20 protein-coding genes and 1 pseudogene are annotated in these 16,894 nt (G+C 46.0%); 17 read left to right on the top strand and 4 right to left on the bottom strand.

Features of this window, described 5'->3' with window-relative positions:
- Positions 1–72: 72 nt before the first annotated feature.
- Entirely contained in the window at positions 73–978 is a 906-nt protein-coding gene (gene metA / locus NYE36_RS11570) for a homoserine O-succinyltransferase (RefSeq protein WP_015417682.1), read from the bottom strand.
- Between the two features lie 283 nt (positions 979–1,261).
- Between metA and NYE36_RS11565 the strand changes: the two genes are divergently transcribed.
- From NYE36_RS11565 to NYE36_RS11520, 10 genes and pseudogenes are all read left to right on the top strand, one after another.
- Positions 1,262–1,744: a glutathione peroxidase gene (locus NYE36_RS11565; protein ID WP_007409521.1), complete on the top strand. Its 483-nt coding sequence runs from the start codon at positions 1,262–1,264 to the stop codon at positions 1,742–1,744.
- Positions 1,745–1,755: 11 nt separating this feature from the next.
- A pseudogene (locus NYE36_RS11560) lies at positions 1,756–2,362 on the top strand (HD domain-containing protein).
- A gap of 68 nt (positions 2,363–2,430) precedes the next feature.
- Positions 2,431–3,564: a conserved virulence factor C family protein gene (locus NYE36_RS11555; protein ID WP_064107608.1), complete on the top strand. Its 1,134-nt coding sequence runs from the start codon at positions 2,431–2,433 to the stop codon at positions 3,562–3,564.
- Between the two features lie 252 nt (positions 3,565–3,816).
- Complete coding sequence (ilvD, locus tag NYE36_RS11550) at positions 3,817–5,493, top strand: dihydroxy-acid dehydratase (protein ID WP_007409524.1); 1,677 nt, start codon at positions 3,817–3,819, stop codon at positions 5,491–5,493.
- An 81-nt stretch (positions 5,494–5,574) separates the two neighbouring features.
- Entirely contained in the window at positions 5,575–6,009 is a 435-nt protein-coding gene (locus NYE36_RS11545) for a BrxA/BrxB family bacilliredoxin (protein ID WP_094032305.1), read from the top strand.
- A gap of 39 nt (positions 6,010–6,048) precedes the next feature.
- Positions 6,049–6,819, top strand: a complete 771-nt coding sequence (locus NYE36_RS11540; RefSeq protein ID WP_017418003.1) for a class I SAM-dependent methyltransferase — start codon at positions 6,049–6,051, stop codon at positions 6,817–6,819.
- 262 nt (positions 6,820–7,081) lie between these two features.
- Positions 7,082–7,690 carry a YpjP family protein gene (locus tag NYE36_RS11535; RefSeq protein WP_007409526.1) on the top strand — a complete coding sequence of 203 codons (609 nt, stop codon included), beginning with the start codon at positions 7,082–7,084 and terminating at the stop codon, positions 7,688–7,690.
- Positions 7,691–7,789: 99 nt separating this feature from the next.
- Positions 7,790–8,584, top strand: a complete 795-nt coding sequence (locus NYE36_RS11530; RefSeq protein ID WP_015417677.1) for a thymidylate synthase — start codon at positions 7,790–7,792, stop codon at positions 8,582–8,584.
- Positions 8,581–9,066 carry a dihydrofolate reductase gene (locus tag NYE36_RS11525; RefSeq protein ID WP_040238022.1) on the top strand — a complete coding sequence of 162 codons (486 nt, stop codon included), beginning with the start codon at positions 8,581–8,583 and terminating at the stop codon, positions 9,064–9,066. Before NYE36_RS11530 ends, NYE36_RS11525 begins: the two co-directional genes overlap by 4 nt.
- Before the next feature lie 21 nt (positions 9,067–9,087).
- Complete coding sequence (locus NYE36_RS11520) at positions 9,088–9,711, top strand: lysophospholipid acyltransferase family protein (RefSeq protein WP_064107610.1); 624 nt, start codon at positions 9,088–9,090, stop codon at positions 9,709–9,711.
- A 38-nt stretch (positions 9,712–9,749) separates the two neighbouring features.
- Here NYE36_RS11520 and NYE36_RS11515 read toward each other — a convergent pair whose 3' ends face one another.
- Together NYE36_RS11515 and NYE36_RS11510 are read right to left on the bottom strand one after the other, a co-directional pair.
- The gene (locus tag NYE36_RS11515; protein ID WP_033574696.1) at positions 9,750–10,388 is read right to left on the bottom strand and encodes a hemolysin III family protein; all 639 of its coding nucleotides are present in this window, start codon (positions 10,386–10,388) and stop codon (positions 9,750–9,752) included.
- 16 nt (positions 10,389–10,404) lie between these two features.
- Entirely contained in the window at positions 10,405–11,397 is a 993-nt protein-coding gene (locus tag NYE36_RS11510; protein ID WP_094032306.1) for a sigma 54-interacting transcriptional regulator, read from the bottom strand.
- 184 nt (positions 11,398–11,581) lie between these two features.
- Between NYE36_RS11510 and ilvA the strand changes: the two genes are divergently transcribed.
- From ilvA to NYE36_RS11485, 5 genes are all read left to right on the top strand, one after another.
- On the top strand, positions 11,582–12,850 hold the full coding sequence (gene ilvA, locus NYE36_RS11505; RefSeq protein ID WP_007612085.1) for a threonine ammonia-lyase IlvA: 1,269 nt from the start codon (positions 11,582–11,584) through the stop codon (positions 12,848–12,850).
- Between the two features lie 92 nt (positions 12,851–12,942).
- On the top strand, positions 12,943–13,194 hold the full coding sequence (locus tag NYE36_RS11500) for a DUF2535 family protein (protein ID WP_007409532.1): 252 nt from the start codon (positions 12,943–12,945) through the stop codon (positions 13,192–13,194).
- A 98-nt stretch (positions 13,195–13,292) separates the two neighbouring features.
- Positions 13,293–13,874 carry an SCO family protein gene (locus NYE36_RS11495; protein WP_094032325.1) on the top strand — a complete coding sequence of 194 codons (582 nt, stop codon included), beginning with the start codon at positions 13,293–13,295 and terminating at the stop codon, positions 13,872–13,874.
- Between the two features lie 77 nt (positions 13,875–13,951).
- The gene (locus tag NYE36_RS11490) at positions 13,952–14,707 is read left to right on the top strand and encodes an SGNH/GDSL hydrolase family protein (protein WP_053573241.1); all 756 of its coding nucleotides are present in this window, start codon (positions 13,952–13,954) and stop codon (positions 14,705–14,707) included.
- A 9-nt stretch (positions 14,708–14,716) separates the two neighbouring features.
- Positions 14,717–15,280: a DUF2140 family protein gene (locus NYE36_RS11485; protein WP_007409535.1), complete on the top strand. Its 564-nt coding sequence runs from the start codon at positions 14,717–14,719 to the stop codon at positions 15,278–15,280.
- Positions 15,281–15,330: 50 nt separating this feature from the next.
- Here NYE36_RS11485 and NYE36_RS11480 read toward each other — a convergent pair whose 3' ends face one another.
- Complete coding sequence (locus tag NYE36_RS11480) at positions 15,331–15,756, bottom strand: MarR family transcriptional regulator (protein ID WP_012117803.1); 426 nt, start codon at positions 15,754–15,756, stop codon at positions 15,331–15,333.
- A gap of 128 nt (positions 15,757–15,884) precedes the next feature.
- Between NYE36_RS11480 and msrA the strand changes: the two genes are divergently transcribed.
- Together msrA and msrB are read left to right on the top strand one after the other, a co-directional pair.
- Positions 15,885–16,418, top strand: a complete 534-nt coding sequence (gene msrA, locus NYE36_RS11475; protein ID WP_003153641.1) for a peptide-methionine (S)-S-oxide reductase MsrA — start codon at positions 15,885–15,887, stop codon at positions 16,416–16,418.
- 1 nt (position 16,419) lies between these two features.
- Entirely contained in the window at positions 16,420–16,854 is a 435-nt protein-coding gene (gene msrB / locus NYE36_RS11470) for a peptide-methionine (R)-S-oxide reductase MsrB (RefSeq protein ID WP_007409536.1), read from the top strand.
- Positions 16,855–16,894 lie beyond the last annotated feature (40 nt).

Genomic DNA, 16,894 nt, shown 5'->3' with positions numbered 1-16,894 from the left:
AGTTTTGTTATACGCATACTGAATCAAGAGTATTTTATCATATTTTTGTCACCGTATCACTCAAAACAAAAATTAATCCCATTCATACGGGGTTTCCTGATATACGTAATAATTCAGCCAATTCATAAACAATAACGTTGCATGAGCTTTCCAGCGGTTAACAGGTTCTTTCCCGCCGGGCGCAAAATAGTGCTTAGGAGCTTCTACGTTTGAAAGATTTCTCTCTATGTCTCTCTCATACTCCTGAAGTAGCGTATCGGTATCATATTCCGGATGACCCGTTAAGAAAATCTGTTTTTCGTCTTTTGAAACGATTAAACAGACCCCCGCTTCCTCTGAAACGCTGAGCACATCCAGATCCGAAGCCGATTGCAGCTGCTCCTTATTAATATCTGTATGCCGTGAGTGGGGCACATAGTATAGCTCGTCAAATCCTCTTACCAATCTCTCATGTTTTTTAAGAACGGTATGCTCAAACACACCGAAGATTTTTTTCGGCAGCTCCACTTTCTCAATGCCGTAATGATAGTATAAACCGGCTTGAGCGCCCCAGCAGATATGGAGGGTTGAAGTGACGTTCGTTTTGCTCCATTCCATGATTTCCTTCAATTCTTCCCAGTAAGAAACATCTTCAAACGGCAGGTGCTCAATCGGAGCCCCGGTAATAATCATTCCGTCAAACCGTTTGTGGCGGATGCTGGAAAAATCCGTATAAAATTCATCCAGATGCTGCCTTGCCGTATTTTTTGGAGTATGTGTGCTCGGAATTAAGAACGTAAAGTGAACTTGTAAAGGTGAATTCCCAAGCATCCTGAGGAGCTGGGTTTCCGTTTGGATTTTTTTCGGCATCAGATTTAAAATCACGATCTTCTGCGGCCGGATATCCTGATGAAAAGCCCGGCTTTCATCCATTACAAAGATGTGTTCACTTTCAAGCACCTGCTTAGCGGGCAGGTGATTTGGTATATTAATAGGCAACATGCCACCTCCGTTATTCCCCGTTAATTTTCTTCATTATAGAAATTTTTAAGCCATTTTTCAATCCATCCCGGCGTAATAAACCGCATTTAACGCATAATGACAGGGATAAAAGCGGCAAATGGGCATAAATTCGGAGCGGCTCTTTATTATGACGGGTAAAGAGCCGTTTGGTTCCTCGAAAAAAACGTTTTCCGTTAAGTGGAAGGAAAAAGCGGTTGCCGTTTGTTTTGCAGTGTAAAACAGGTAAAATAAATGAAGAATGTAAAAAGGAGGGCCGCAGATGACAATTTACGATATAAACGTACGGACCATAACAGGCGAAGACATGACGCTATCGGCTTACAGAGGCAAGGTGATGATCATTGTGAATACAGCAAGCAAATGCGGGTTCACATCCCAGCTCAAGCAGCTTCAGGAGCTCTATGATACATATCGGGAGGAAGGTCTTGAAATATTGGGATTTCCCTGCAACCAATTCATGAACCAAGAACCTGGAAACGAAGCGGAAATTCAAGAGTTCTGTGTGAAAAACTACGGAGTCACATTCCCTATGTTTGCGAAAGTTGATGTCAATGGAGCAGACGCTCATCCTCTCTTCACATATCTGACGGAGCAGGCGAAGGGGATGCTCGGCACAAAAGCGGTCAAATGGAATTTCACTAAGTTTATCGTGGACCGAAACGGTGAAGTCACCGGGCGTTTTTCACCGAACGTCAACCCAAAAGAGCTTGAAGATACGGTGCAGAGGCTTTTGGCCCGATAAGAGGTGATACGGTGAACGAAAAAGAGCAGCTGGAAAGCGTCAGGAATTGGGTCAGAGAAAAGCTTATCAATGAACGAACGGGCCATGACTGGCTTCATATTTCCCGGGTCGCAACACTTTCTGTTTATATGGCAAAAGAAGAAGGCGCCGACTTATTTATCACTGAGACGGCCGCGCTGGTTCATGATCTGATTGACGCCAAGCTCGAAAAAAGCGAAAGGCTGACGGCAGGCGAAGTGACAGAACGGCTGGCTGCTTTCAACATTGCGGATGGCTCCATTCAGGAGATCGCGGATATTATCACGAGAATGTCATTCAGACATAGGGAACTGCTGATAAAGCGGCCGCTTTCATTGGAGGGGAAAGTTGTTCAGGATAGACATGCTTGATGCGATCGGCGCAGCGGGCATCGGCAGGGCTTTTATGTTTGCCGGGGCGAAGGGTCACCCGATGTACGGAACTCAATCAAGTGTGCTGGCCCATATAGAGGATAAATTAATCAAGCTTAAAGGCTTAATGAATACAAAAGCGGGGGCCGGTTTAGCAGAGGAGCGGCATCAATTTCTTTTGCAGTTTGCCGCCCGTATCCAAAAAGAGGCCGGCATTTGCAAAAGCTAAGCGGCGCAATAGAACGCTTGTGCCGACTATGTTAGAATAAGTGTCAGATTGTGCATAGGAGGACCAATATGAAGATTAAATCAATAGAACCGACGCCGAGTCCGAACACGATGAAAGTGATTTTGACTGAAGAGCTTCCGGCAGGGAAAAGCAACAATTACAAGCCCGATCAGGCAGATGATGCTCCGGCTGTCGTACGTGATATTTTAAACATTGAAGGAGTAAAGGGCGTTTATCACGTTGCCGATTTCCTTGCTGTGGAGAGAAACGCACGTTTTGACTGGAAGGAAATTCTGCCTCAGGTCCGTTCCGCCTTCGGAATGGAACATACGGAGCAGTCTGAGAGCCGTTCTGAACAGGAATCGTTCGGTGAAGTGAAGGTTTTCGTACAAATGTTCAGCGGAATCCCGATGCAGGTCAAATTGACGGACGGCGAACGTGAAGAACGCTTCGGCCTTCCGGAACGTTTCCAAGAAGCCATTTTAAAGCTGCGTTCCGAAGCTTCAAATGTTGTATTTGAGCGGACTTGGAAAGAACAAGGCGTGCGCTTCGGAGATTTTACCGAAATCGGACACGATGTCACAGAAGAGCTTCAGGCCGCCTACAGTGATGAGCGGCTCAAACGTCTGACAGAAGCAGCCGCACAGCAAAAGGGTGAGGCCAGACCGGCAGTGCAGCGGAAAGCTTATAAAGTGACACTGGACATGCTTGATGATGAAGACTGGAAACAGCGCTATGCCCATCTTGAGCAAATGGATCCGGATGAAGACGATTTACCAGTATTGGAAAAGGCGCTGCATGATCCGAAGACTTCGATCAGAAGACAAGCCGTCGTTTATTTGGGAATGATCGAAAAGCCGTCTGTGCTTCCGCTGTTATACAAAGCGCTTGAAGACAAAACGGTGACGGTCAGAAGGACGGCGGGTGACTGCCTGTCGGATCTCGGCGATGCGAGCGCCATCCCGGCCATGATGAAATCGCTCAGTGACTCAAGCAAGCTCGTGCGCTGGCGCGCGGCCATGTTTTTATATGAAGTCGGCGATGAAAGCGCGCTGGAAGCATTAAAAGCGGCGGAAGACGATCCGGAATTCGAAGTCAGCCTGCAAGTCAAAATGGCGATTGAACGGATTGAGCACGGAGAAGAGGCGAAAGGTTCAGTCTGGAAACAGATGACTGAAAGCAGAAAAAAAGAACAGTTATAACAAAAAGGTGCGCCATGCACCTTTTTTATTTGAATTCACTTTTTATAAAAATTATTTAGAATATTGTTGAAAAATGATTCAAAACTCTATATAGTAAGTACAATATTAATTGTTGGAGGGTTTTTATCGAAATACAGAAAGAATAGAAAAGCGAGACAGGGCAAAGACACTGTAAAATTTGCAGAACGCGCCCTAGAATAAACTGAAAATTTTAAAAATAGTGCACAGTCTAAAAACAGTAGGGGGATCACCATGGCAGAATTACGCAGTAACATGATCACACAGGGAATTGACAGAGCGCCGCACCGCAGCCTTCTTCGCGCTGCCGGCGTAAAAGAAGAGGACTTCGGCAAGCCGTTTATCGCGGTCTGTAATTCATACATCGATATCGTTCCCGGGCATGTTCACCTGCAGGAATTTGGAAAAATCGTAAAAGAAGCAATCAGGGAAGCGGGCGGTGTGCCTTTTGAATTTAACACGATCGGAGTAGATGACGGAATCGCAATGGGGCATATCGGCATGAGATATTCGCTGCCGAGCCGCGAAATCATTGCCGATTCAGTTGAAACGGTCGTCTCGGCGCACTGGTTTGACGGAATGGTCTGCATTCCGAACTGCGACAAAATTACGCCGGGAATGCTGATGGCGGCTATGCGGATTAATATTCCGACCATTTTTGTCAGCGGGGGGCCGATGGCAGCCGGCCGCACAAGCGACGGTCGCAAAATTTCGCTTTCTTCAGTATTTGAAGGCGTCGGCGCATATCAAGCCGGGAAAATCGGTGAAAGCGACCTGCAGGAGCTGGAACAGTTCGGCTGCCCGACGTGCGGATCTTGTTCGGGCATGTTTACGGCAAACTCCATGAACTGTCTGTCTGAAGCGCTCGGTCTGGCGCTTCCGGGCAACGGAACAATTCTTGCAACTTCACCGGAAAGAAGAGAGTTTGTGAGAAAATCAGCGGCCCAATTGATGGAGACCATCAAAAAAGACATTAAGCCGCGCGATATCGTCACCGAAAAAGCGATTGACAACGCATTTGCGTTAGACATGGCTCTCGGCGGCTCAACCAACACAGTGCTACATACGCTTGCGCTTGCCAATGAAGCTGGGGTTGAGTACTCTTTAGAACGCATTAACGAAGTGGCTGAACGAGTGCCTCACTTATCGAAATTGGCGCCGGCCTCGGACGTCTTCATTGAAGATCTGCACGAAGCGGGCGGAGTCTCGGCGGCCCTTAATGAATTAGCGAAAAAAGAAGGGGCGCTTCATCTTGACGCGCTGACTGTAACAGGCCGCACACTCGGAGAAACAATTGCGGGTCATGAAGTAAAGGATTATGACGTGATTCATCCGCTTGACAATCCGTTTACCGAAAAAGGCGGTTTGGCCGTCCTGTTTGGGAATCTGGCTCCGGACGGCGCCATTATCAAAACAGGCGGGGTGCAGGACGGGATTACAAGACATGAAGGCCCCGCTGTTGTCTTTGATTCCCAGGATGCCGCGCTTGAAGGCATTATAAACCGCAAAGTAAAAGAAGGAGATGTTGTCATTATCCGTTATGAAGGGCCAAAGGGCGGCCCGGGCATGCCGGAGATGCTCGCTCCGACGTCTCAGATTGTCGGAATGGGGCTTGGCCCGAAAGTGGCGCTTATTACAGACGGCCGTTTTTCAGGAGCGTCCCGGGGCCTTTCAATCGGGCACGTATCGCCTGAAGCGGCTGAAGGCGGCCCGCTCGCATTCGTAGAAAACGGCGACCATGTCATCGTTGACATAGAAAAACGGATTTTGGACGTACAAGTGCCTGAAGAAGAATGGGAAAAACGCAAGGCCGAATGGAAAGGCTTCGAGCCGAAAGTAAAAACAGGATATCTGGCCCGGTATTCCAAACTCGTAACAAGCGCCAATACGGGCGGAATCATGAAAATATAAAACAGAGGCCTGAACAATTGAATTCCGGCCCCCTCTATAGTATCCTTGACTTCATATAAGGATTTTAGAGGGGGCTTTTTTATGTCAATGGCTTATGAAGAATATATGCGCCAGCTGGTCGTGCCGATGCGCCGTGAGCTGACGGGTGCGGGTTTTCAGGAATTAACGACTGCTGAAGAAGTAGAAAGCTTTATGGAACAGGCAGAGGGCACGACATTGGTCGTTGTCAACTCTGTGTGCGGCTGTGCAGCAGGTCTTGCCCGTCCGGCTGCGACTCAGGCTGTTTTACAGCATGAAAAAGCGCCTAATCATACGGTTACCGTATTTGCCGGTCAAGATAAAGACGCAACTGCAAAAATGCGTGAATACTTTACAGGGCAGGAACCTTCCTCGCCATCAATGGCGCTGTTAAAAGGTAAAGAGGTCGTTCATTTTATTCCCCGTCACGAAATCGAAGGGCATGACATGGAGGAAATTATGAAAAATCTGACGGATGCCTTCGATGCGCACTGCTGAAATGCCCGAATTCCGGGCATTTTCTTTTTGGAGAAAAAGATGATCACAACGAGTTACCGACCAAGCGAATATACGATACACACAGCGCAGTCACTCAGTGTCAGGCTGGGTGACACTTACTGCAGCCGCAATAAACAGCCCATTGAAAAAATGCTGGAACGAGCGGCTGGCGATCTTTTAGTCATCGGAAAGGAACGGTTCGAACTTTACACGAAGCAAGGGGAGAAGTTCTTTTTTCACCCGAATACAGCGATGTTCCGCGCAAAGCGGTTTTTGAGAGGGGAAGCCGAGCCGTTGTTAAAAGCAGCCGGATTACGCGAAGGGGATTCCTTTTTAGATTGTACGCTCGGCCTGGCATCCGATGCGATTTTGGCAAGCCTGGCAGTCGGAAAAAGCGGACAAGTCATTGGCCTGGAGAAAAACAAGCTTGTCTCATTGCTTGTTGAAACAGGACTTCAAACGTGGGAAACCGGAATGGAGCAGCTCCAAACCGCCATGAAACGCATTCAGGTCAAACATGCCGACTGCGCCGATTATTTGCGGGAGCTTCCTGATTCATCGGTAGATGTCATTTATTTTGACCCGATGTTTCACGAACCTGTTGAAACGTCAGACGGCATTGCACCGCTCCGCGCGCTGGCAGAAGAGGGTTTTAACGAAGAGTGCATCACGCAAGCCGTCCGGGCGGCGAAAAAATGCGTAGTGCTTAAAGACCATTGGAAAAGCCCGCGGTTTGAACGATACGGCTTCAAGGTGCTGAAAAGAAAGACGGCGCTTTTCCACTTCGGTGTCATCCATGTGAGCTCATGATATCATGGGCCTCTTTTTCGTTAATCAGTGATTTCCATAACGACAAAATAAAGCAGCGTGAGAAGTGATACTGTCGCAAATAAAACGTTAATCATCTCATCCCCTCCTTTTTCTCCTTCTTATTGTAAGCGGTTTATCCGCTCGGTCACAGTTACCAATTTCCCATATTGCATGATAATACGCTGCCGGACATGACGCCGCGCTTTCATCTATGCTAAAATAAAGGAAAAGAGGACAATAAAACAGAGGGGAACAATCTGTCATGAAATTGTGGATGAAAAAGACCCTTGTGGTTCTGTTTACCATTGTAACGTTCGGACTCGTGTCTCCTCCGGCTGCTTTGATGACAGACAAGCCTTCAGGACAGTCGAGCAGTCTTGAGCAGAATGATTACACCGCTTTTTATGATGAACACGCCCTGCCGGGAGAAGAGAAGGCAGGGCGGGAGCCTGAATTACTGTTTCAATCGTATCAGCAGCAGCTTCTCGGTGATGCTGAAAATCAATCATTTTTAAAATTCGGCAGCAAAATCTCTCCGGTCATTGAAGATGATTACAGAAGTGAAATTCTGCCGAAAATCGAAGATGTGATCACAGGACATTTAGCCAAGTTTCAAGATGATGAAGCGTATCAGGATGTGGTTATTTCCAGCAAACCGTCGGCCGGAAAAACTGAAAAAATTTTTCATGTGTATAACAGGCTGACGGGTGAAGATCTTTTAAGGTTCCACGTCCGCCGGGATCATCCTCCGCAAGACGGCTACTGGTTTAATTTTCATTACCATACCGCTGAAGACGGATTTCAGTCACATCATGAGCTCGGCAGCATTTACTGGGACCGCAATACGCCGCCTGACTGGATGAGCGTGTAATAGCGAGAAGAAATAAAAAAATCATTTCTGAGAAATTTTGCAGAAATGATTTTTTATTGTGTTACACTACTAAAAGACTACTTTAAAAGGATGAAAAAAATGAAACAATATAAAGATTTGTGCCGTCATGTGTTAGAAAACGGAGAAAAAAAAGGAGACCGTACGGGAACGGGTACGATCAGCACGTTCGGCTACCAAATGCGGTTTAACCTTCAGGAAGGTTTCCCGATGCTTACGACGAAAAAGCTCCATTTTAAATCCATCGCGCATGAGCTGCTTTGGTTTTTAAAAGGAGATACGAATGTCCGCTACCTTCAGGATAACGGAGTCCGCATCTGGAACGAATGGGCGGATGAAAACGGAGAGCTCGGACCGGTTTACGGTTCTCAATGGCGTTCATGGCGCGGAGCGGACGGCGAGACCATCGATCAAATCTCCCGGCTGATTCATGACATCAAGACAAACCCGAATTCCAGGCGTTTAATCGTCAGCGCCTGGAATGTCGGCGAAATTGATCATATGGCGCTTCCGCCTTGCCACTGCCTGTTTCAGTTTTATGTCGCGGACGGAAAACTGTCGTGTCAGCTTTATCAGCGCTCAGCGGATGTCTTTCTCGGCGTGCCGTTTAATATTGCGTCTTATGCGCTTTTAACAATGATGATCGCGCATGTGACGGGGCTTGAACCGGGTGAGTTTGTTCATACATTCGGAGACGTCCACATTTACCAAAACCATGTGGAGCAGGTGAATTTGCAGCTGACAAGGGATGTCCGTCCGCTGCCGAAACTGCGGTTTGCGCGAAATGTTGATTCTATTTTTGATTTTACGTTTGAAGACTTTATCATTGAGGATTATGACCCGCATCCGCACATAAAAGGAGCTGTCAGCGTATGATTTCGTTTATTTTTGCGATGGATGAAAACCGGCTGATCGGAAAAGATAACGATCTGCCTTGGCACCTTCCCGATGATCTCGCATATTTCAAAAAAGTGACGACGGGCCACACCATTGTAATGGGGCGGAAAACGTTTGAATCAATCGGACGCCCGCTTCCGAACCGGCGTAACATCGTTGTAACCTCACGGGACGAATCTTCATTCCCGGGCTGTATTATCGCTGACTCGGCTGAGGAAGTGCTCAAGCTGATCCCAGCAGATGAAGAATGCTTTGTGATCGGCGGCGCCCAGCTGTACAGTGCGCTCTTTCCTTATGCGGACAGACTCTACATGACAAAAATTCACCATGTCTTTGAAGGAGACCGTTTTTTTCCGGAATTTAATGAAGCTGAATGGGAATTGACATCCCGCAAACAGGGAGTAAAAGATGAAAAAAACCCTTACGATTATGAGTACCTTGTATACGAGAAAAAGAATTGAGTTTAAGCAGGGGGACAAGAATTGATTCGTTACGGCTGCCTTGTGATGTACGTTGTATTTATGTTCATGAAAAATATTCAGGAATATATCAATCAAAAAGAGCTTGACCCGCGGCTTTCTTTTCAAAAACAGATGAGGCTGGTGTATGAGCGGCCGAAAGCCTTTATGAGAGGCTGCATTGACGTGTCGGGATCGGCAATCGGCATTCATCATGATCAGCCGATACCGGACGGCCCCGTATTGTATGTGCATCCTAGATTGCGCCCGGCTGATCTTCTGCTGCTTGCGGGACATCTTGAAGAGCCGGCTGGTTTTATCGCTGGCGAGAAAGCTTTCCGGATGCCGTTTCTCGGAAATTGGCTGCGGCTGATGGGTGTCATTTGTGACGGGGACAGCCGGGATGCCGTGTTGCAGGAGGCAGAAGTCCGTCTGCAAAAAGGGCAAAGTCTGATTCTGTCCGAAGACGGCAAAATCAATCCGGAGGAACTGGCCCTTCGTTTCGATCTCCCGATTGTGCCTGTCAGCACTTCGGGAACAGACCGGCTGCTGCGGGGCAGATTACTGAAACGGCTGAAACCGGCTGACATTGAATTACATATAAAGCCCGCTTATTATCCGGCCGGTCAGAAACGGCTCCGTGCATAAAAAAGCACAGTCTCTATAGAGAGGCTGTGCTTTTTATTTCAGATAAAGGGGACTTTGACGCAATAAAATAAAATACAGAAAAACATCGAGGCGCTGCCGCCTAAAACAAAACTGTGCCAAATGGCGTGATGATACGGAACCTTTCTCCAAATATAAAATATTGTGCCGGCGGAATACAATAAGCCGCCGAAAAGAAGAAGGCCGAAACCGGGGCCTGACAGCGAAGCGTACAGCGGTTTAATGGCGACGATGATCAGCCAGCCCATCATTAAATAGACAAGCGTTGAAAAAATGATAAACCGCTTCACGAAAAAGATTTTAAACACGATGCCTCCGATGGCAAGCGACCAAACAATAATTAAAAGGGTCAGACCGAGCGCCCCTTTAAGGGGTCCTAATAAAAATGGCGTATATGTTCCGGCTATTAATACGTATATCGCGGAATGATCCACAATTTCAAGAATGTCTTTCGTTTTTTTATGCTGAATGCTGTGCAAAAGAGTCGAGCTGAGATACAGAAGCAGCATTGAAGCGCCGAAGATTGAAAAGCTGACGATGTCTGTCGGCGAGCCGTATTTCACCGCGAAGAGAATGAGAAAAATAAGCGCCGGAATCGACAGCAATACACCGATTCCGTGTGTGACGGCATTTGCGATTTCTTCTTTTATTGTGAACAATCAAATGTCCTCCTTTTTAAAGGATTTGTTTTTGCAGTGACTGCAAAAAGCTCAACCCTTCTAATGTAATTTTTGTTCCAGCGCGTCCACGGCCTTTTGTCACATAGTTCATCTTTTCTAAGTAATCAAGCCTGTTTCTGACCTGCTGGGGCGATAATGTCATTGTGCTGTTTTCGCTTAATTCGGATATGCTCCGTCTGCTGGCGGGTTCGCCTTTTGTATTTAAGTCTTTAATTGATTCCAAAATAAACAAAAACTCTTCTTTCTCCATCAATGTCAGCCGTTTTTCTTTTTTCTTAGCTGTTTTCGCTTTCTGGCTGTTTTTGATATACAGCGGGACATCATCGGGATAAATCGTGCTGCCGGATGCTGCCGCGGCCATATAGTGCGCCGCATTTTGAAGTTCTCTGATGTTGCCGTTAAAGGTGTGCCGCTCAAACAGCGGATAAACGGACGGATCGATATGAACATGCTGCCCCGAGGCTGTCAGCATATGCTGCAGAAGAAGCGGTATATCGCTTTTTCGTTCAGATAAAGCAGGGAGCGGAAGGCATAACACGTGAAGCCTGTAAAATAAATCTTGGCTGAACGTATTTTCTGCGCCGGTATCGCCAAGATCCGCCGTGCTGCTTGCAATGATGCGGGCGGAAAACCCGGCATCCAGCTCGGAAAGAAGGCGGGCCTGTACCGAGAGCGGCATGTCTCCGATTTCATATAAGAATAATGTTCCGCGGCGGGCCCTGTTTAATGCGCCTTCAGCGCCGAACAGTTCATATTCGAGCCGCTCTTCGCTTTGGCTGCAGTGAACGGTAATAAATAGTTCGCTGTTTCTGCGGGATTTATGATGGATCGCTCTGGCCATTTGTTTTTTTCCGGTTCCGACTTCACCTGTTATGAAGACCGGCAAATCAGATAAGGCAAATTGCGAGGCCAATCGTTTCGCTTCTGAAAAGGTGTGATGTTCGCCGGCCAGCTGATAAAAAGGATCAGTTTGTTCAATTACACTCATGAATTGGCTCCTTTTGGTTCTAATTGGTTTAAGTATAACACGTTTGTGCGATCAAAAATATCTTTTTCTCTTGTATCGGTTCATTTAATTTTATTTACAAAATTAAAATAATTGTCTTATTATTTGAATATTCATGTTATAATGGCATATTAAATAGGGATTTAAATAAGAAAGGACTCTGTAAATGAAACCGTTGCTTAAAGAAGACTCTCTCATCCAGGTAAAAGACATTTTAAAAGCGCACCAAAATGTAAAGGACGTTGTGATACATACGCCTTTGCAGAGGAATGACAGACTTTCTGAGAGGTATGGCTGCAACATCTATTTGAAAAGGGAAGACCTGCAGGTGGTCAGATCATTTAAGCTCAGAGGGGCTTATAATAAAATGAGGCAGCTCTCAAAAGAGCAGACTGAAAACGGAATTGTATGCGCAAGTGCGGGAAACCATGCGCAGGGGGTTGCGTTTTCATGCAAACACCTCGGCATTCACGGCAAGATTTTTATGCCGTCAACCACACCGAGACAGAAAGTATCCCAAGTGGAACTGTTCGGAAAAGAATTTGTAGAAATCATATTGACGGGTGACACTTTCGATGATGCGTATAAGAGTTCTGCGGAATGCTGTGAAAAAGAAAACCGCACGTTTATTCATCCGTTTGACGATCCCGATGTCATGGCCGGACAGGGAACGGCTGCCATCGAAATTTTAAATGACATTGACGTTGAACCGCATTTTCTTTTTGCAAGCGTAGGGGGAGGAGGACTCCTGTCCGGGCTCGGCACGTACATGAAAAACATCTCGCCGGATACAAAAATCATAGCGGTAGAGCCGAAGGGCGCAGCCTCCTATTTTGAATCGAAAAAAGCCGGACAAGTGGTTGAACTTGAGAAAATTGATAAATTTGTCGATGGGGCGGCCGTAAAAAAAATCGGCGCCGAAACCTTTCAAACGCTCGAAACCGTCGTCGATGACGTTGTGCTTGTCCCGGAAGGAAAAGTGTGCAGCACGATTCTCGAATTATATAATCAATGCGCCATCGTAGCGGAGCCGGCGGGGGCATTGTCCGTGTCAGCACTTGATCTGTACAAGGAAGAGATTAAAGGGAAAAACGTCATCTGCATGGTCAGCGGAGGGAATAACGACATCGGCAGAATGCAGGAGATGAAGGAGCGCTCCATGATTTATGAGGGGCTGCAGCATTATTTTATCGTTAATTTCCCGCAAAGGGCGGGAGCGCTTCGCGAATACCTAGATGAAGTGCTTGGGCCTGATGATGACATCACCCGGTTTGAATACACGAAAAAAAATAACAAAAGCAGCGGCCCCGCATTGGTCGGCATTGAGCTTAAGCATCGGGAAGATTACGGCGCGCTCATTGCCCGGATGAATCAAAAAGGATTTCATTACGTAGAGGTGAATAAAGATCAGGATCTGTTCCACCTGTTAATCTGACTTTTTTTAGAACGGCCGCGCAAAATGACAGACACGCTTTCTCAGATTGTATATAATAAAAAGAAAACAATCGAAAAAGAAGGATTGATATCTTGTTACTCAAAAGCCTAGAGTTCAAACGACAGGACGGGATTCAGGTAAAAGTGACAGAAATTCCGGTTGTCACGGAAGGTGAACATTATTTTTTTCAAATTCATCAGCACCTTGAGCTTTATTTGAGAGAGGTTTTTGCTTCACAAAGTGTGAGAACAGTGTATTCATTCCGACAATATGTCAAGCGCCGTATGAAGTGGAAAGATTACGAGGCCGTTTTCAACCAAGAGATTTTAAAACATAACGCCTAACGGTGCATATTCCTTAGCGCCTTCCTTTTGATAAGGGAGGGTGCGGGAATTTTTTTATGATGAATGCTGTAAGCGTTTTATCCATGGGGGGAATGGAAATGAAAAAAATGAAAATCTTCGCTGCCGTCTTTTGTTTGCTGCTCTTGTGCGCCTGCGGGGGGAAAACGATAAAAGACCCGCTGAACTATCAGATTGAACCGTTTTCATATCAGAACCAAGATGGGAAAACAGTGTCACTGAAAAGTCTGAAGGGGCATGTCTGGATTGCCGATTTTATGTTTACAAATTGTAATTCAGTCTGCCCGCCGATGACGGCCCATATGACCGAACTGCAAAAAAAACTGAAGGCTGAGAATCTGGACGTGCGGATTGTGTCGTTCAGTGTAGATCCTGAAAATGATACGCCGAAACAGCTGAAAGCATTTGCTGCCAAATATCCGCTTTCGCTTCGCAACTGGGATTTTCTGACCGGTTACAGCCAAAAGGACATTGAAGATTTTGCGCTGAACAGCTTTAAATCAATCGTCAAAAAGCCGGAGGGAGAGGATCAGGTCATACATAAAACCTCTTTTTATTTAGTCGGGCCTGACGGCAAGGTGCTTAAAGATTATGACGGCGTGCAGAAGGTTCCGTATGATGACATCATCTCAGATGTCAGAGCGGCTGAGGAGCTCAAGTAAACTGGCAGATTAGACATTTTCAAATCTGAAAAAACATGTTACACTTTCCACTAGTAGACGGGGAAGGAGCAACCAGATTGAAGCTGCGAATGTTCTCATTGATCGCCGGACTGGCTTTGCTTTTATCAGCTTGTTCTGTCCAGCGCACCGGTTCTGACGCTGAAGAACCGAAAACGAAAGATCATATTGTCATAGCTGCGGTCGGTGATTCATTGACTGAAGGAGTAGGAGATCCTGACGGTTCAGGATACGTCGGCAGGGCAGCGGAGTCTCTTAAGAAAAAGGGACAGGTGAAAACGGTTGATATTAAAAATTATGCGGTGCAGGGTGACAAAACGTCTGACCTGCTGGAAAAGCTTGATAATAAAAAAGTGCAGAAATCATTAAAGAGCGCCGACTATATCTTTTTTACCATCGGCGGTAATGACTTAATGAAGGTGCTCCGCCAGAATATGATGCAGCTGACGGTTCAGCCGTTCCAAAAGGAAGAGAAACCTTTTGAAAAACGGTTCAAGGCGATCGTTTCAAAAATCCGCAAATATAATGAAAACGCAGAGCTGGTGTATGTCAGCATGTATAACCCATTCACGTTTACGCTGCCTGAATTAAAAGAAATTAATGGGGTTGTAACGGATTGGAACAAGATCGCCGCAAAAGAGCTGGAAAAAGATCCTCACGCCGCCGCGGTGAATGTTGAAGACTTGTTCAGTCAAAAAAGCGGCAGCAGACGGATTTCAAAGGATGATGATTTTCATCCGAACGCAAAAGGGTATGCACTCATCGCCGATCGATTATACGGCATCATTGAAAAACAAGGGTTACCAGCAGAATAGGGTGAAATGATGAAAAAGTGGAAATCGCTGTTTTTTGTTCTTCTCGCACTCAATGTGATTGCCGCCGCGGTAATTGTGACATTATTGGTTATGCCGGGAGAGCAGGCGAAAATACAGGATCAGACAAAAAGTGAGTACGGCTTTCATATCACGAGCTCGAAAGAATCTCTTGCCAGGTTTGTGAATGCATACTTAAAAGAGAAGGCATCGAATCAGCTTGACTACAAAGTGGACATCAATAACGATGTGCACGTGGCAGGTAAAATCAAAGCGTTCTCAACCTCCATTAACGCGGTCGTCACATTTGAACCGTCCGTACAGGAGAACGGAGATGTGATGTTGAAAGTGACGAAGTTTTCATTAGGCGAATTAAGCCTGCCGATCAGCTTTGTGCTGAATTATATGGACAGCTTTTATGAACTCCCGTCATTTGTGCACGTTCATTCCGGGGATAAAAGCATCGAGATCCGTCTGTCGGAAATGCCTTTAGACAACGGCATGTATGTAAAAGCGGATAAAATCAATCTCGACACGGATGAAATTGAATTTTCCTATTACCATCCGAAACAATAAGTTTTCATAAAAAAAACACAGATCCTTTCAGGGATTTGTGTTTTTTCGTGTCAGCGTTTTTTATCCAGCTTGCTGAACAGTTTGATTAACGTTGCGAGCTCTTCATCAGAGTAGCAGTCAAACCGTTTAAAAAAGTATTCTGTTTTTTTCTGGTTGAAATGATCGACAATTTTCTCCCCGGCTTCCGTAATATGGATTCTGATAATTCGCCTGTCCTCTTTAGAACGGATGCGGGTGATCCATTCCTTTTCTACTAAAGCGTCGGTCACTGCGGTAATATGGCTTGCGGAGACCTCAAGAATGGGGGCGAATTCCGTTACTTTTTTAGGTCCTTGTTCACTGAGAATCCGCAAAATGATAAATTCATTCCTGGACAGCTCTTTATCTAGAATTTCATTAACTTCATTTCTGATTTGTTTAAACACTTTTCGAAGCAAAGCTTCCATATCATACATCATTTGTGTCCTTACTTTCAAATCATGAACCTCCAATATGTAGTCAGCGTGGCATTCGTTCAGCTTCCCCTGAAAGCAGAATTATTTTTATTCTGTTTATACATGCTATAATATAATAATACCACGTATGAACAAAGGAGGGCACCCGTATGTCAGAAAAAAAAGAAATCGCCACATTTGCAGGCGGCTGTTTTTGGTGCATGGTGAAGCCGTTTGACGAACAGCCCGGGATTGAAAAGGTGGTGTCCGGCTATACAGGAGGCCATACTGAGAATCCGACTTACGAAGAAGTATGCAGTGAAACGACCGGACACAGAGAAGCCGTTCAAATCACATTTCAACCTGACATTTATCCGTATGAAAAGCTTGTCGAGCTGTTTTGGCAGCAGATCGATCCGACTGATGCAGGCGGCCAGTTTGCAGACCGCGGAAGTTCATATCGGGCGGCGATATATTACCATAATGATGAACAAAAACAAATCGCTGAAGCCTCAAAAAAACAGCTTGAAGAAAGCGGCATATTTAAAAAGCCGATCGTGACAGACATCTTGAAGGCTGAGCCTTTTTATGAAGCGGAAGGCTATCATCAGCACTTTTATAAGAAAAACCCTGATCACTACGGGCGCTACCGTGTAGGTTCCGGACGTCAAGGCTTTCTGGATGAGCATTGGAGGGACAGATAAGATGGCTTTTAATAAAGAAGAAAAAATCAAATCATTAAACCGCATGCAATATGAAGTCACACAAAATAACGGAACGGAGCCGCCGTTTCAAAATGAATTCTGGGATCACAAAGAAGAGGGGCTGTATGTTGATATCGTATCGGGAAAGCCCTTGTTTACTTCTCTGGATAAATTCGATTCTCATTGCGGCTGGCCCAGTTTTACAAAACCGATTGAGGAAGAAGAGGTTGACGAAAAACTGGACACAAGCCACGGGATGATCCGGACGGAAGTGAGAAGCAAAACAGCTGATTCCCACTTAGGCCACGTATTTAATGACGGCCCGGGGCCAAGCGGTCTCCGTTATTGCATTAACTCTGCGGCACTCCGGTTTATTCCGAAAGACAAGCTGAAGGAAGAGGGCTATGAAGCCTGCCTGCATTTATTTGAAAAATAGAGCTCAGCAATGAGGCCTGCCTATCAGACAGGCCTTTTTT

Origin of the sequence: Bacillus sp. FSL R5-0593 (assembly GCF_038603755.1) — a bacterium.
Classification (GTDB): domain Bacteria; phylum Bacillota; class Bacilli; order Bacillales; family Bacillaceae; genus Bacillus; species Bacillus velezensis.
Note: the sequence above shows the minus strand (reverse complement) of the source record. Positions and strands in the feature narration are given on the sequence as shown.